The sequence below is a fragment of the Mycobacterium sp. 236(2023) genome (genome assembly GCF_029623955.1).
Classification (GTDB): domain Bacteria; phylum Actinomycetota; class Actinomycetes; order Mycobacteriales; family Mycobacteriaceae; genus Mycobacterium.
In genome coordinates, this window is record NZ_JARSBP010000005.1 from 366,035 (window position 1) to 379,840 (window position 13,806).

The window sequence follows — 13,806 nt, forward strand, 5'->3', positions numbered from 1 at the left end:
CGATATGACATGTCTAAACAAGTGGACTTCCCGGAGGTCCGGTCAGACCTTCTCCCCGACGGACAGCGCCGCGTTGATCGCGTCGACGCGGTCCTTGGCGTCTCCGAACAGCATCTGAGTGTTCTCGCGGAAGAACAGCGGGTTCTGCACACCGGCGTAGCCAGAGGCCATGGAGCGCTTGAACACGATGACGTTGTCGGCGTTCCACACCGTCAGCACCGGCATGCCGGCGATCGGGCTGCCGGGATCCTCGGAGGCCGCCGGGTTGACGGTGTCGTTGGCGCCGATGACCAGGACGACGGAGGTGCCGTCGAAGTCGTCGTTGATCTCGTCCATCTCCAGCACGATGTCGTAGGGCACCTTGGCCTCGGCCAGCAGCACGTTCATGTGGCCGGGCAGGCGTCCCGCGACGGGGTGGATGCCGAAGCGGACCTCGACACCGCGTTCGCGCAGCTTGCGGGTCAGGTCGGCCACGCCGTACTGCGCCTGGGCAACCGCCATGCCGTAGCCGGGCGTGATGATGACCGACGACGCGTTGGCCAGCAGTTCGGCGGCCGCGTCGGCGTTGATCTCGCGGTGCTCGCCGTAGTCCACATCGGACCCGCCACTGGAACTTTCCATGCCGAAGCCGCCGGCGATGACCGAGATGAACGAGCGGTTCATCGCCTTGCACATGATGTAGGACAGGTAGGCACCCGAGGACCCGACGAGTGCGCCGGTGACGATCAGCAGATCGTTGCCGAGCAGGAAGCCTGCGGCGGCCGCGGCCCACCCGGAGTAGCTGTTGAGCATCGACACCACGACGGGCATGTCGCCGCCGCCGATCGAGGCGACCAGATGCCAGCCCAGCAGCAGTGCGAGCACGGTGACGACGATGAGTAGCCACAGTTGCGGGTCGATGACGAACCAGACGGTCAGCGCGGCGAAGACGACCAGTGCACCCACGTTGAGGAAGTTCTTGCCGGGCAGCATCATCGGCGACGAGCTGATCTTCGCCGACAGCTTCAGGTTGGCCACGATCGAACCGGTGAACGTGACAGCACCGATGAAGACGCCGATGACGACCTCACCGGAATGGATGCCGAGCATGCCTTCGTTGGCCAGCGTGGCCGCTTCGGCGCCGGATGCGTCACCCTCGACGTGCAGGTAGCCGTTCCAGCCGACGAGCACCGCGGCCAGGCCGACGAAGCTGTGCAGCAGCGCGATCAGCTCGGGCATGCCCGTCATCTCGACGATCTTGGCGCGCCACAACCCGATCGCCGCACCGATGGCCATGGCACCGACCAGCAACGCCAAGCCGAGCGGTTCGATGTGGCGGGCGAGCGCGAGTGCGATGGTCGCGATCAGTGCGACGGCCATTCCGGCGATGCCGAAGCTGTTTCCGGCGCGCGAGGTTTCGTGCTTGGACAGCCCCGCCAGCGCGAGGATGAACAGCAGCGCGGCCACGACATAAGCGGCCGTAGCCGCGGTTTCCAACGTAAACATGTGTCTAGCTCCTCGAGAACATCGCGAGCATGCGGCGCGTCACTGCGAAGCCGCCGAAGATGTTGATAGAGGCGAGCAGGATCGCCAAAAACGCCAGGACGGTCACCACAGCGCCATTTCCGGAATCGCCGTGGCCGATCTGCAGCAGTGCGCCGACGACGATGATCCCGGAGATCGCGTTGGTCACCGACATCAGCGGGGTGTGCAGCGCGTGGTGCACATTGCCGATGACGTAGTAGCCGATGACGATCGCCAACGCGAAGACGGTCAGGTGCACCTGCAGTGCGGCAGGCGAGAGCGCGATCAACGCGAACAGGACCGCTGCGGCACCGAAGGTGATGCCCAGGCGGCGGCCCATGGAAAGAGGTGCCTTGGGCTCCTTGACCGGCGGTGCTTCGACGGCCTTGGCGGCCGGTGCCGCGGACACCTGCACCGGTGGCGGCGGCCAGGTGACCTCGCCGTCGCGCACGACGGTGACCGAGCGCTGCACGACGTCGTCAAAGTCGAGGGTGAGCTGGCCGTCTTTCTCGGGGGTCAGCAGCTTGAGCAGGTTGACCAGGTTGGTGCCGTAGAGCTGCGAGGCGGTCGCCGGGAGACGGCCCGCCAGGTCGGTGTAGCCGATGATCGTGACACCGTGATCGGTGACGACGGCCTGGTCCTTGACGGTGCCCTCGATGTTGCCGCCGTTGGCCGCGGCCATGTCGACGAGCACGCTGCCCGGCTTCATCGAGGCGACCATGTCGGCGGTGATGATCCGCGGCGCCGGCTTGCCCGGGATCAGCGCCGTCGTGATGATGATGTCGACGTCCTCGGCAAGCTCGGCATACAGCGCCGCCTCGCGGGCCTTGTAATCGTCGCCCATTTCTTTGGCGTAGCCGGTGGCCGACACTTCCCCGGCGTTCGGGTCGACGGACACGTACTCGCCACCCAGGGACTTGACCTGATCGGCGACCTCGGGCCGCGGGTCGGTGGCCTTGACGATGGCACCGAGGCTGCCGGCCGCGCCGATCGCGGCCAGACCTGCGACACCGGCACCGACGACGAGCACCTTGGCCGGCGGCACCTTGCCCGCCGCGGTGACCTGACCGGTGAAGAACCGGCCGAATTGGTGGGCGGCCTCGACGACGGCGCGGTAGCCGGCGATGTTGGCCATCGACGAGAGCACGTCCAGCGACTGCGCCCGCGAGATCCGTGGAACCGCGTCCATGGCGAGCACGGTGATCGGGCGGGTCGACAACTGCTCGACGAGTTCGGGCTTCAGCGCGGGCGAGATGAGGCTGATCAGCGTCGCCCCGTCGCGCAGAGCGGCGATCTCTGCCTCGGTCGGTGCGTTGACCTTGAGCACGATGTCGGAGGACAACGCCTGGTCGGAGGCCGCGATGCTGGCGCCCGCCTCGGCGAACGCCTCGTCCGAGAAACTCGACGCAGCGCCCGCGCCGGACTCGACTACTACGTCATAGCCGAGCTTGATGAGCTGCCCGACAGTCTGCGGGGTGGCAGCGACGCGCGTTTCCCCAGGCAGGGACTCTCTCGGTATCCCGATGATCATCGATGTCTGTCCGATCTTGGCTTCGCTCGCGGAGCGTGGAAAAGGTCAGTGTAAGAGCTGTCCCAGCGGCTGGGCGCACTCCGTAGCCCGTCTAACGGCTGGGCGTGACGTCTGGGCGGAAGACTGTAAAGGCGGGGTGTTCTCTTGCGTTGGGCCAGTTGACGGGCGTCAAGAGGGCGATACGGTTACGCGCATGCCCCAGACGACGGCGGTGCTGTCCTACGAGCCCACGGATCCGTTCGCCGTCACCGCCGTCCAGGTCGACGACCCGGGTCCGGGCGAGATCCTGGTGCGGATCGAAGCGTCGGGTGTTTGCCATACAGACCTCGTGAATCGTGTTGCGGGGACGGCGGATCGGCCCGTGTTGCTGGGACACGAGGGCGCGGGCATCGTCGAGGCGGTCGGCGACGGAGTCACCTCAGCCGAACCCGGTGACCGCGTGGTGCTGACGTTCCGGCATTGCGGCGGCTGCGCGAACTGCCTCGCCGGACGTCCCGCCTACTGCCGGAAAGCGGCCAGGCTCAACCAGTTCGGCCCGCGCGCTGATGGCACTCCGCGCGTGACGGTCGACGGGCAGCCGGTGCTCGACGGGTTCTTCGGTCAATCCAGCCTTGCAGGTTACGCGCTGGCGAGCGAGGACAACACGGTCGTCGTCGGTACCGACGTGGATCCGGTGCTGGCGGCGCCCCTGGGCTGTGGATTCCAGACCGGTGCCGGCGCCGTGCTGAACCTGCTCCGGCCCAGGCCGGGAAGCTCACTGGTCGTCTTCGGTGCTGGCGCAGTTGGTTTGGCTGGAGTGCTCGCGGCATTGGCGGCAGGCCTGGAGACCGTCCTCGTCGTCGAGCCTTCACCGCAGCGCCGAGACCTTGCCGAAAGCCTGGGTGCGCGTGCAGCTTTCGATCCCAGTGGAGAGCCGGTGCAGGCCATCCGCGAACTCACCGGCGGGGGAGCGGACTACGCACTGGACACGACGGGACAACCGGGCGTGCTCGCCGATGCCGTATCGGCGCTCGCGGTCGGCGGCGCCGCGGTGGCCGTGGGGCTGGGTGCGGGTGTCCCGCAAATCGAGTTACGTGATCTCGTGATGCGCGGCAAGAGCGTGCACGGTTGTCTGGAAGGTGATTCGGTCCCTTCGGTTTTCATCCCGCAGCTGCTCGACCTGCACGCCCGCGGGCGCTTTCCCATCGAGCGGCTCGTCACCGCGTTTCCTCACCGCGACGTCAACGCCGCTCTGTCTGCCCAGCACACTGGAGATGTCGTCAAACCTGTGCTGACGTGGTGATCTGACTTTTGCTCGCGCTGATCGCAGCTATTCCCCGATCGTGACGTATCCGTCAATGTCTGCCGGTGTCCGTTTTCGTCGATATCGCACCCGATGAGGCTGCTTCGCAGACGTCGGGTCCCGAGCCGCGTCCGAGGAGTCGCTGGCGTGGCCTGCTGACCAAGGCTGGACTGCCGCTGCTGTCTGTTCTCGTCTTCGGCATCGTCTGGCAGGTCGCCGCGGCCAGCGGTATCTGGAACCAGACCTTCGTGCCCTACCCGGCCACGGTGTGGAGCGCGTTCGTCGACGTGTCCACCACGCACGACGGGGTCCGCGGCTACGCGGGATACCTGCTGTGGGAGCACCTCTACATGACGCTGCGGCGCGTCCTCGCCGGCGTGGTCATCGGTGTCGTCCTCGGAGTGCTGCTCGGGTTGGTCATGGGATCGGTCGGATGGGTGCGCAGCGTGCTGGAGCCGTGGCTGACGTTCCTGCGGGCGCTACCGCCGCTGGCCTACTTCTTCCTTCTCGTGATCTGGCTCGGCATCGACGAGGCGCCGAAGATCACGCTGCTGGCGCTGGCCGCCTTGCCGCCGGCGGCCGTCGCGACCACCGCCGCCGTCGTCGCCGCTCCGGTCGGGTTGCAGGAGGCCGCCCGCGCACTCGGCGCGTCGCGCCGTGAGGTGATCTTCGATGTCGTCGTCCCGTCGGCGCTGCCCGAGACGTTTACCGGGATCCGACTGGCCGTCGGCATGGCGTATTCATCGGTCGTCGCGGCCGAACTGTTCAACGGCATCCCCGGAATCGGTGGATTGGTCAAGGACGCAAGCAATTACAACAACACCCCCGTCGTGCTGGTCGGCATCTTCGCCATCGGATTCTCCGGCCTTGTCATCGACGGTCTGCTGCGTTCGATCGAGCGCCGCGCTGTTCCCTGGAGAGGAAAGATCTAGATGAGAGTCAAAGCCCTACTGATCGCACTCGTCGCGGCCGTGCTGGCCCTGGCGGGATGCTCGGTGGACAACTCCGGGCAGTCGGCCGACAAGCCGACCATCCGCATCGGGTACCAGACATTCCCCAGCGGTGACCTCATCGTCAAGAACAGCAAGTGGCTCGAGGAAGCGCTGCCCGACTACAACATCAAGTGGACGAAGTTCGACTCCGGGGCCGACGTCAACACCGCGTTCATCGCCAAGGAACTCGACTTCGGGGCACTCGGCTCCAGCCCGGTCGCGCGCGGACTCTCTGCGCCACTGAACATTCCGTACCAGGTTGCCTTCGTGCTGGACGTCGCGGGCGACAACGAAGCACTGGTGGTCCGGAACGAGGCGAACATCAACACGATCGCCGAACTCAAGGGCAAGCGCATCGGCACGCCGTTCGCGTCCACCGCGCATTACAGCCTGCTCGCCGCCCTCGATCAAAACGGGTTGTCGCCCAGCGATGTTCAGCTGGTCGACCTGCAGCCGCAGGCCATCCTCGCGGCCTGGGAACGCGGCGACATCGATGCGGCTTACACCTGGCTGCCGACGCTGGACCAATTGCGCACCAGCGGCAAGGATCTGATCACCAGCCGCCAGCTGGCCACCGATGGTAAGCCCACGCTCGATCTGGGTGTGGTGTCGACGGAGTTCGCCGAGGCGCATCCTGACGTGGTCGACATCTGGCGGCAGCAGGAAGCCCGCGCGCTCGATCTGATCAAGAACGATCCCGAGGCCGCCGCCAAGGCGATCTCCGCCGAGATCGGATTGACCCCCGAGGAGACGGCCGGTCAGATCAAGCAGGGCGTGTACCTGACCCCCGAAGAGGTGGCATCACCGGAATGGCTTGGCTCTGAAGGTAATCCAGGCAACATCGCGGTGAACCTGGAGAGTGCCTCGCAGTTCCTCGCCGAGCAGAAGCAGATCCCGTCCGCAGCCCCGCTGAAGACGTTCCAGGGTGCGGTCTACACCAAAGGTCTCCCGGGTGTCCTCGACCAGTGACGGCGCTATCCGGATCAAGTCCGTCTCCCACCGTTACGGCAAGGGCAACGACGAGGTCACCGCGCTCGGACCCGTCGACCTGACGGTCGATCCTGGCTCGTTCCTCGTCCTGGTCGGCGCCTCGGGCTGCGGGAAGAGCACGCTGTTGCGGCTCCTCGCCGGGTTCGAGTCGCCGAGCCAGGGCTCGGTCCAGGTGGCCGGCGCGCCGCCCACTCCCGGTGTGACGGCCGGTGTGGTGTTCCAGCAGCCGCGGCTGTTCCCGTGGCGGACCGTGGGCGGCAACGTCGACCTGGCGCTGAAGTACGCAAAGGTGCCGCGGGACAAGCGAACTCAGCGGCGCGACGAACTGCTGGACAGGGTCGGCCTCGGTGGTACCTCGAACCGGCGGATCTGGGAGATCAGCGGCGGGCAACAACAGCGCGTCGCGATCGCACGGGCTCTCGCGGCGGAGACACCGCTGTTCCTGCTCGACGAACCGTTCGCCGCGCTCGACGCGCTGACACGGGAGCGGCTGCAGGAGGACGTCCGGCAGGTCAGCGCAGAGTCCGGCCGCACAACGGTTTTCGTCACGCACAGCGCCGACGAGGCGGCTTTCCTGGGGTCCAGGATCGTCGTGCTGACGAGGCGTCCCGGACAGGTGGCACTCGACATCCCCGTCGACCTGCCGCGTACGGGGGTGGACGCCGATGAACTGCGGCGCTCGCCGGAGTACGGCGAACTGCGGGCTGAAGTGGGCCGAGCGGTCAAAGCAGCCGCGGCTTGACCGGCAGCGGGTAGCCACATCTCGAAACGGCACCGATCAGGTATCGACATCACTTTGCTAGTGCGTGGGATGCTTGCGGGGCCGCACGATAACGGCGTGAGCATGGTTGTGGAACGTGGGCTGACACGATGCCCGCGATGTGTCGCGGTAGCCGACTACGTCTTCGTGGAGACGTCGCAACGGCCACCCAACGGATTGCGTTACGAGGTGCGTTGCCGCAAGTGCGGCGAGTACTACAGCGAGGACAGCCGGCCGGTGGCGAATCTGCCTGCGGTGGTGGAGGAGTCGCTGCGATGGCCGCCGGATTGGCTTCCAGAGCCCGCGCGCGACTGGCGTGGCGAGGCCGTCGAGATCCTGACGGTGGTCGCGCAGCGTGGCAAGACCGAGATGGACGCTTTAGGTAAGCAGGTGCAGAGCGCGCTCGAACTGACCCGGGCGTGGGTCAACGAGCGCAACGAGCGCCGGGCGGCGCGGATGCTGGATCAGACCGGCGGATACGCGGGAGGCGGATAAACCCCGCGCAGGATCCACGCGAACCAGTTGATGCCGTACTCGAGCTCGTCGCTTGCGTCGTAATCCGGGTTCGGGTCCACCGCGCTGCCTCCAGTCACCTTCAGCCACACGACGGTGGCCTGGAACGAGTCTAGACCCGCTTGGCCCGCGAGAACACAGCAACGGCTTAGACTGAACCAACCAGTTAGTAGGTCCACGCCTGCGCCAGTGTTTTCCATGCCTATAGTGAGTCGCCATGTCTGAGTCCGCTGTCAATCCCGGGCAAACCAACGGGATGTCCCGCCGCGAGGAGTTGTTGGCCGTCGCCACCAAACTGTTCGCCGCGCGCGGCTATCACGGCACCCGGATGGACGACGTCGCGGACGCCGTCGGCCTGAACAAGGCGACCGTCTACCACTATTACGCCAGCAAGTCGCTGATCCTCTACGACATCTACAAGGGTGCCGCGGACTTCACCGTCGATGCGCTGCACGACGACCCGACGGCGTCGGCGCGCGAGACGATCTATCACTTCACCCGTCGTCTGTTGGTCGGCATCGCCAGCGACATCGAGCGCGCGGCCGTCTATTTCCAGGAGGGGCCCTACATCACCGAGTGGTTCACCGAGGAGCAGGTGGCTTACATCCGGGAGAAGGAAGCCCAGGTCTACGAGCATGTCCGCGACGTGATCGACCGGGGTATCGCCGATGGCGAGTTCTACGACTGCGACTCTCACGTGCTTGCGCTCGGCTACATCGGCATGACGCTCGGGTCGTACCGGTGGCTGCGGCCGCATGGCCGGCGCACAGCGAAGGAGATTGCCGTCGAGTTCAGCACCGCACTCCTGCGCGGCCTGATCCGGGACGAGAGTGTGCGCGTCGCCTCCCCGCTGGGTGTCGACCTCGACGTCACGGCGCGGGCGCTCGAGGAAACCAACTAGCACTGCAGCGGTGGGAGCGCCCGGTCCAAACCCGGGTATCCGAACGCGGTGGTACTGCGCATCGGCACGTCGGGGTGGTCGTACAACCACTGGCGGAACGTGCTCTACGAGCCGGGCCTGCCTGCTGTGCGCTGGCTGGAACGCTATGTCGCCGAGTTCGACACCGTCGAACTCAACGGCAGCTTCTACCGGTGGCCGCGGGACGCACAGTTCGAAACGTGGCGTGACCAGCTTCCCGCCGGATTCGTCATGGCGGTGAAGGCCGCCCGAGGTCTCACCCACGCCCGCAGGTTGCGCTCACCGGAGGAGTGGGTGGAACGAATGGCGCGGGGTTGGCGCGCACTCGGTGACCGCGGAGGTCCGCTGCTGGTCCAGCTGCATCCGGCATTGGAACGCGACGACGAACGGCTCGGCCATTTCCTCGCCGCGATGCCGGCCGAGATCCCCGTCGCGGTCGAGTTCCGGCATGCGTCGTGGGATCACCGGGAGGTGTACGAGATGTTGGAGAAGTACGACGCCGCATACGTCGTGATGAGCGGCGCGGGCCTGCCCTGCATCCTCAGGGCGACGGCGTCGTTCGTCTACGTGCGACTGCACGGACCCGACCAACACACCATGTATGACGGTTCCTACAGTGCCGACGACCTTCGCTGGTGGGCCGACCGCATCACCGAATGGGATGGGCAGGGCCGCGATGTGTTGGTGTACTTCAACAACGACCTGGGCGGCAACGCCGTGCGCAACGCTCGGGATCTCCGTGCCGCGCTCGGACTTTGAGCGAGTTCGTTTTGGGGGCGGTGTCCGCGCTGCGGCGCGAGGGCATCGCGACGGCTGCGTGAGGCGGCATCCGGACTCGATATGCTCGGCCAATGCCTTTGGTGAGTAAGACGGTCGAGGTGTCGGCCGCGGCCGAGACGATCATGGCGATCGTCGCCGACTTCGAGAAGTACCCGGAGTGGAACGACGAGATCAAAGGGTGCTGGATTCTGGCGCGCTACGACGACGGCCGTCCCAGCCAGTTGCGGCTCGATGTCGTCGTGCAGGGTCAGGCAGGCACCTTCATCACCGCGGTGTACTACCCGGGTGAGAACCAGATCTTCACCGTCCTGCAGCAGGGCGAGCACTTCACCAAGCAGGAGCAGAGGTTCTCGGTGGTCGCCATGGGGCCGACGTCGTTGCTGACGGTCGACCTCGACGTGGAGGTGTCGCTGCCGGTGCCCGCGGTGATGGTCAAGAAGGTCATCGGGGACACCCTCGAGTACCTCGCCGCGAACCTGAAGACGCGCTCCGAGGAGCTTGCGGCGTCGTAGCCGATCACAGGTAGGCGGCAAGCCTGTCCCAGAAGTGATCGCCGTCGCGTCCCATCGCCAGACCAGCCCTGGCGCGCAGCGTCATGGCCCGAGTGTGGATGCGTTGTTCGGTGCTGCGCGGCATGTCGGCCGGGCCGTACCGGCCGCGTCGAAGATGGCGCAGCCTCCCGCGGCGGACTTCCCAGCGCAGCGCGTCGGAGATGCTTTTCGACGGCCTTCCGGCGATCTCGAAACCGTGGTAGCGGAGATCCTCGATGATGTCGGGGATCGTCTTCGGGCCGTGCCGGAACAGGTGGTCGACGATCACGTACCGCAGGTCGGTGCCACGGAGCAGGGGCTTGTCTGCCATGGACGCACTCTTGCAGTGGGTGCCGACACATCAGCGCGGCGGCATCTGGGGACGGATCCCGAATTGCCCACGGCGAGCGACAAAGTCGGCATCTGGTTAGCGGTCCTACCGAACGAGCGACAAAGTCGCTCGCCGTGGGCAATGCGAAAGGTGGGTCGCCGAGGCGCGTCAGGTCCAGAGCCCGACGCGGTCCAAGTAGGCCAACATCCGGTCCAGGCCGTCGGTGAACTGTCCCTTTGTCAGGGAGACCACCTTGTCGACGTCGCGCAGGCGCAATGCGTCGATCAGCTCCAGGTGGCTGGCAACCGCCGCCGGCCCCCACGTGTCGTCGGACGAGAAGAGTTTCGGCGGCAGATAGCGCGTGGCGTGCAGCAGGAACCACGCCAGCTTGATCCGGCCGCCCGCGCGATTGAAGGTGCGGTGAAAGTCGAACTCCGCCTGGGCAATCCGTTCTTGATCGCGCTGCTCGACGGCGAACGCGAGGGCCTCGTTCAACCGGCTGAGCTCGTCGATCTGAGTGTCGGTGATCCGGCGTGTGGTGGTGGCGGCCAGCTCCTGGGCGATCGCCGCCTGCAACCAGAAGATGTCCTCGATGTCGGTGCGCGACAACGGCATCACTCGGTGACCCCGGTGACGTTCGAGCTCGACCATCCCCTCGCCGCGCAACGTACGCAGCGCTTCGCGCACCGGGGTGATGCTGACGCCCAACCGCGCCGCCGTCTCGTCGAGCCGGATGAACGTGTCGGGGCGCAGTGCCCCGGTCATGATCTCCGCTCGGAGACGGGCCGCGACTTCGTCGGAGAGTTGTTCACGACGCACCCTGCCCGACGTCCGCAGTGCGGCGGGCGCATTCGTCACAATCCACCTTTCCGGCGGGGGAGGCGAGGTCTTGTCCTGTCAGCGCCGGGGTCATAGTGTGACCGGGGCAACAACATGTTTGATCAAATATCATCCTTCCGCAACCCATCGAGATGGAGCAGAAGAACGTTGACCGAAGCCAGTGCTCAGCCCGGAACCGAGACTGAACAGCCCTACCTCGCCCGCAGGCAGAACTGGACCAATCAACTCACCCGGCACGCGCTGATGCAGCCCGCCGCGACGGCGCTGCGCTTCCTCGGGAAAACGACCACCTGGGCCGAACTCGATCAGCGCGTCACCGGGCTCGCCGGCGCGCTGCACGCGCGCGGCGTCGGCTTCGGCGACCGGGTGCTGATCCTGATGCTCAACCGCACCGAGTTCATGGAAGCGGTACTGGCGGCCAACAAGCTCGGCGCCATCGCGGTGCCGGTGAACTTCCGGATGACGCCGCCCGAGATCGCGTACCTCGTGTCCGATTGCGCTGCCGAGGTGATCATCACCGAGTCGGTGCTCGCGAAGGTGGCGACGACGGTTCGCGACATCGACCCGAAGCTGGCAACCGTCATCGTCGCCGGGGGCACCGATGAGGACGGGGTGCTCGACTACGACGAGGTCCTGGCCGAGAACAACGACTGCCCGCTGGTCGACATCCCCAACGATTCGCCCGCGCTGATCATGTACACCTCGGGAACGACCGGTAAGCCCAAGGGCGCGGTACTGACGCACAACAACCTGGCGGGCCAGGTCATGACGCTGCTGTTCACCAACGGCGCGGACATCAACAACGACATCGGCTTCATCGGCGTGCCGTTCTTCCACATCGCCGGCGTCGGCAGCATCGTCTCCGGCATGCTGCTCGGCCGGCCGACGGTGCTCTATCCGCTCGGTGCCTTCGACCCCAACGAACTGCTCGACGTGCTGCAGGCCGAGAAGGTCACCGGGATCTTCCTGGTCCCTGCGCAGTGGCAGGCGGTGTGTGCCGCGCAGCAGGCCAACCCACGCGATCTCAAGCTCCGCTTCCTGTCCTGGGGAGCTGCGCCGGCGTCCGACACCCTGCTTCGGCAGATGTCGGAGACGTTCCCCGGCGCCCAGATCCTGGCGGCATTCGGGCAGACCGAGATGTCCCCGGTCACCTGCATGTTGTTGGGTGACGATGCCCTCCGCAAACTCGGATCCGTGGGCAAGGTCATCCCCACGGTCTCAGCGCGCATCGTCGACGAGGACATGAACGACGTCCCGATCGGTCAGGTCGGTGAAATCGTCTACCGCGCGCCCACGCTCATGGCGGGCTACTGGAACAACCCGAAGGCGACCGCCGAATCTTTCGCCGGCGGCTGGTTCCACTCCGGTGACCTGGTACGTCAGGATGAAGAGGGTTACATCTGGGTCGTCGATCGTAAAAAGGACATGATCATCTCCGGCGGCGAGAACATCTACTGCGCCGAAGTCGAGAACGTCCTCGCTGCCCACCCCGACATCGTCGAGGTCGCGGTGATCGGTCGTGCCCACGAAAAGTGGGGGGAGGTCCCCGTTGCTGTGGCGGTGCTGCGGAGTTCGCTGGGAGCAACCTCCGGTGCGGGGCTCGGGCTAACCGATCTGGAAGAGTTCCTCGGCGATCGACTCGCTCGGTACAAGCATCCGAAAGCGCTCGAAATCATCGACGCGCTGCCTCGAAACCCCGCGGGTAAGGTCCTCAAGACGGAACTGAGGACGCGCTTCGGCGCACAAGTTTCCATTGACGCCCGCGAAAGTTCCACTCCGCCAACGGTTTCAGCTGCGGCACAAGGAGATTAGCGGCGGCGTGGGCCCTTTGCTAACGGTTGGATGTTCAATCCCACGGATGCGGTACGCCAGGGGTACAGCATCGGGTACAGTCCGGTGGTCTGGCTTACTACTGGCCGGTAGGGAGACCGTGCTCACACGATCGGGGATAAGGCTGGAAGGGAGCGTGCGACAGATGCTGCCGGTGCGCTCTGCTGGTTGCGATGCCAGTCGCGGAGTGGTCGCGGGAGTCGTCCTGTGACGACGAATTCGGGTCTCGCCGGGTATGTCCGCGAACAGATCCAGCCGGGCCTGGTGGCCGTCGGCGGGTTCGTCCGTATGTGCGTGCTCGTCGGCAAAGCGACCCTCCGCCCGCCGTTCCAGTGGCGCGAGTTCATCCTGCAGAGCTGGTTCCTGCTTCGCGTGGCTTTTCTGCCCACGGTCGCGGTGTCGATCCCGCTGACCGTGCTGCTGATCTTCACCCTCAACATCCTTCTCACCGAGTTCGGTGCCGCCGACATCTCGGGTGCAGGCGCCGCGCTGGGTGCTGTGACGCAGCTCGGCCCGCTCGTCACGGTGCTCGTCGTGGCGGGCGCCGGCTCGACCGCCATCTGCGCCGACCTGGGCGCCCGCACCATTCGTGAAGAGATCGACGCGCTCGAGGTGCTCGGCATCGATCCGATCCACCGCCTCGTGGTGCCCCGCGTCGTCGCCTCGACGTTCGTCGCGATGCTTCTCAACGGAGCCGTCATCACGATCGGTCTCGTCGGCGGCTTCATCTTCGGCGTCTACCTGCAGAACGTGTCCGCGGGCGCCTATGTCTCGACGCTCACCCTCGTGACCGGCCTGCCCGAGGTTCTGATCTCGCTCATCAAGGCGCTCACCTTCGGCTTGATCGCCGGTCTGGTCGGCTGCTACCGCGGCCTGACCGTCGCCGGCGGCGCCAAGGGTGTCGGTACAGCAGTCAACGAAACCCTGGTGCTGTGCGTGATCGCGCTGTTCGCGGTCAACGTCATCCTGACCACCATCGGCGTGCGTTTCGGAACGGGGAGCTGA

At 66.1% G+C, this 13,806-nt stretch carries 14 protein-coding genes and 1 pseudogene; 10 read left to right on the plus strand and 5 right to left on the minus strand.

What is annotated here, in order from left to right; all coding sequences use genetic code 11:
- Positions 1–42: 42 nt before the first annotated feature.
- Positions 43–1,485: a Re/Si-specific NAD(P)(+) transhydrogenase subunit beta gene (gene pntB, locus P9A17_RS22595; protein WP_278040967.1), complete on the minus strand. Its 1,443-nt coding sequence runs from the start codon at positions 1,483–1,485 to the stop codon at positions 43–45.
- Positions 1,486–1,489: 4 nt separating this feature from the next.
- Complete coding sequence (locus P9A17_RS22600; protein ID WP_278040968.1) at positions 1,490–3,034, minus strand: Re/Si-specific NAD(P)(+) transhydrogenase subunit alpha; 1,545 nt, start codon at positions 3,032–3,034, stop codon at positions 1,490–1,492.
- A gap of 193 nt (positions 3,035–3,227) precedes the next feature.
- Here P9A17_RS22600 and P9A17_RS22605 point away from each other — a divergent pair, with 193 nt between their 5' ends.
- From P9A17_RS22605 to P9A17_RS22625, 5 genes are all read left to right on the plus strand, one after another.
- Positions 3,228–4,316, plus strand: coding sequence for an NAD(P)-dependent alcohol dehydrogenase (locus P9A17_RS22605; RefSeq protein ID WP_278040969.1), 1,089 nt, complete (start codon positions 3,228–3,230; stop codon positions 4,314–4,316).
- 65 nt (positions 4,317–4,381) lie between these two features.
- Complete coding sequence (locus tag P9A17_RS22610) at positions 4,382–5,248, plus strand: ABC transporter permease (protein ID WP_278040970.1); 867 nt, start codon at positions 4,382–4,384, stop codon at positions 5,246–5,248.
- Positions 5,249–6,277, plus strand: coding sequence for a glycine betaine ABC transporter substrate-binding protein (locus tag P9A17_RS22615; protein WP_278040971.1), 1,029 nt, complete (start codon positions 5,249–5,251; stop codon positions 6,275–6,277).
- Positions 6,261–7,040, plus strand: coding sequence for an ABC transporter ATP-binding protein (locus tag P9A17_RS22620; protein ID WP_278040972.1), 780 nt, complete (start codon positions 6,261–6,263; stop codon positions 7,038–7,040). The genes P9A17_RS22615 and P9A17_RS22620 overlap by 17 nt, the downstream gene beginning before the upstream one ends.
- A gap of 102 nt (positions 7,041–7,142) precedes the next feature.
- Positions 7,143–7,553, plus strand: coding sequence for a hypothetical protein (locus tag P9A17_RS22625; protein WP_278041063.1), 411 nt, complete (start codon positions 7,143–7,145; stop codon positions 7,551–7,553).
- Here P9A17_RS22625 and P9A17_RS22630 read toward each other — a convergent pair.
- A pseudogene (locus tag P9A17_RS22630) lies at positions 7,523–7,633 on the minus strand (CAP domain-containing protein); the annotation flags it as partial. The gene P9A17_RS22625 and the pseudogene P9A17_RS22630 sit on opposite strands and share 31 nt — an antisense overlap.
- A gap of 155 nt (positions 7,634–7,788) precedes the next feature.
- Between P9A17_RS22630 and P9A17_RS22635 the strand changes: the two are divergent.
- The 3 genes from P9A17_RS22635 (at position 7,789) to P9A17_RS22645 (ending at position 9,782) form a co-directional block, all read left to right on the plus strand.
- On the plus strand, positions 7,789–8,472 hold the full coding sequence (locus P9A17_RS22635) for a TetR/AcrR family transcriptional regulator (RefSeq protein ID WP_278040973.1): 684 nt from the start codon (positions 7,789–7,791) through the stop codon (positions 8,470–8,472).
- 48 nt (positions 8,473–8,520) lie between these two features.
- Positions 8,521–9,249, plus strand: coding sequence for a DUF72 domain-containing protein (locus P9A17_RS22640; protein WP_278040974.1), 729 nt, complete (start codon positions 8,521–8,523; stop codon positions 9,247–9,249).
- Between the two features lie 92 nt (positions 9,250–9,341).
- A complete protein-coding gene (locus P9A17_RS22645; RefSeq protein WP_278040975.1) occupies positions 9,342–9,782 on the plus strand; it encodes an SRPBCC family protein in 441 nt (146 codons plus the stop codon).
- Positions 9,783–9,786: 4 nt separating this feature from the next.
- Here the strand turns inward: P9A17_RS22645 and P9A17_RS22650 are convergent, their stop codons facing one another.
- Both P9A17_RS22650 and P9A17_RS22655 read right to left on the minus strand, forming a co-directional pair.
- Complete coding sequence (locus P9A17_RS22650; RefSeq protein WP_278040976.1) at positions 9,787–10,131, minus strand: hypothetical protein; 345 nt, start codon at positions 10,129–10,131, stop codon at positions 9,787–9,789.
- Between the two features lie 168 nt (positions 10,132–10,299).
- The gene (locus tag P9A17_RS22655; protein WP_278040977.1) at positions 10,300–10,989 is read right to left on the minus strand and encodes a GntR family transcriptional regulator; all 690 of its coding nucleotides are present in this window, start codon (positions 10,987–10,989) and stop codon (positions 10,300–10,302) included.
- Positions 10,990–11,064: 75 nt separating this feature from the next.
- Between P9A17_RS22655 and fadD5 the strand changes: the two genes are divergently transcribed.
- Together fadD5 and P9A17_RS22665 are read left to right on the plus strand one after the other, a co-directional pair.
- Complete coding sequence (fadD5, locus tag P9A17_RS22660; RefSeq protein ID WP_278040978.1) at positions 11,065–12,783, plus strand: fatty-acid--CoA ligase FadD5; 1,719 nt, start codon at positions 11,065–11,067, stop codon at positions 12,781–12,783.
- A gap of 225 nt (positions 12,784–13,008) precedes the next feature.
- Positions 13,009–13,806 (plus strand): ABC transporter permease, encoded by a 798-nt coding sequence (locus P9A17_RS22665; RefSeq protein ID WP_278040979.1) that lies wholly within the window; start codon positions 13,009–13,011, stop codon positions 13,804–13,806.

What these genes read in the sequence shown, in the direction of transcription:
- pntB (WP_278040967.1), bottom strand. Translation starts at nt 1,485, where the DNA reads ATGTTTACGTTGGAAACCGCGGCTACGGCCGCTTATGTCGTGGCCGCG.
- P9A17_RS22635 (WP_278040973.1), top strand. Translation starts at nt 7,789, where the DNA reads ATGTCTGAGTCCGCTGTCAATCCCGGGCAAACCAACGGGATGTCCCGC.
- P9A17_RS22625 (WP_278041063.1), top strand. Translation starts at nt 7,143, where the DNA reads ATGGTTGTGGAACGTGGGCTGACACGATGCCCGCGATGTGTCGCGGTA.
- P9A17_RS22645 (WP_278040975.1), top strand. Translation starts at nt 9,342, where the DNA reads ATGCCTTTGGTGAGTAAGACGGTCGAGGTGTCGGCCGCGGCCGAGACG.
- P9A17_RS22650 (WP_278040976.1), bottom strand. Translation starts at nt 10,131, where the DNA reads ATGGCAGACAAGCCCCTGCTCCGTGGCACCGACCTGCGGTACGTGATC.
- fadD5 (WP_278040978.1), top strand. Translation starts at nt 11,065, where the DNA reads ATGTTTGATCAAATATCATCCTTCCGCAACCCATCGAGATGGAGCAGA.
- P9A17_RS22605 (WP_278040969.1), top strand. Translation starts at nt 3,228, where the DNA reads ATGCCCCAGACGACGGCGGTGCTGTCCTACGAGCCCACGGATCCGTTC.
- P9A17_RS22615 (WP_278040971.1), top strand. Translation starts at nt 5,249, where the DNA reads ATGAGAGTCAAAGCCCTACTGATCGCACTCGTCGCGGCCGTGCTGGCC.
- P9A17_RS22600 (WP_278040968.1), bottom strand. Translation starts at nt 3,034, where the DNA reads ATGATCATCGGGATACCGAGAGAGTCCCTGCCTGGGGAAACGCGCGTC.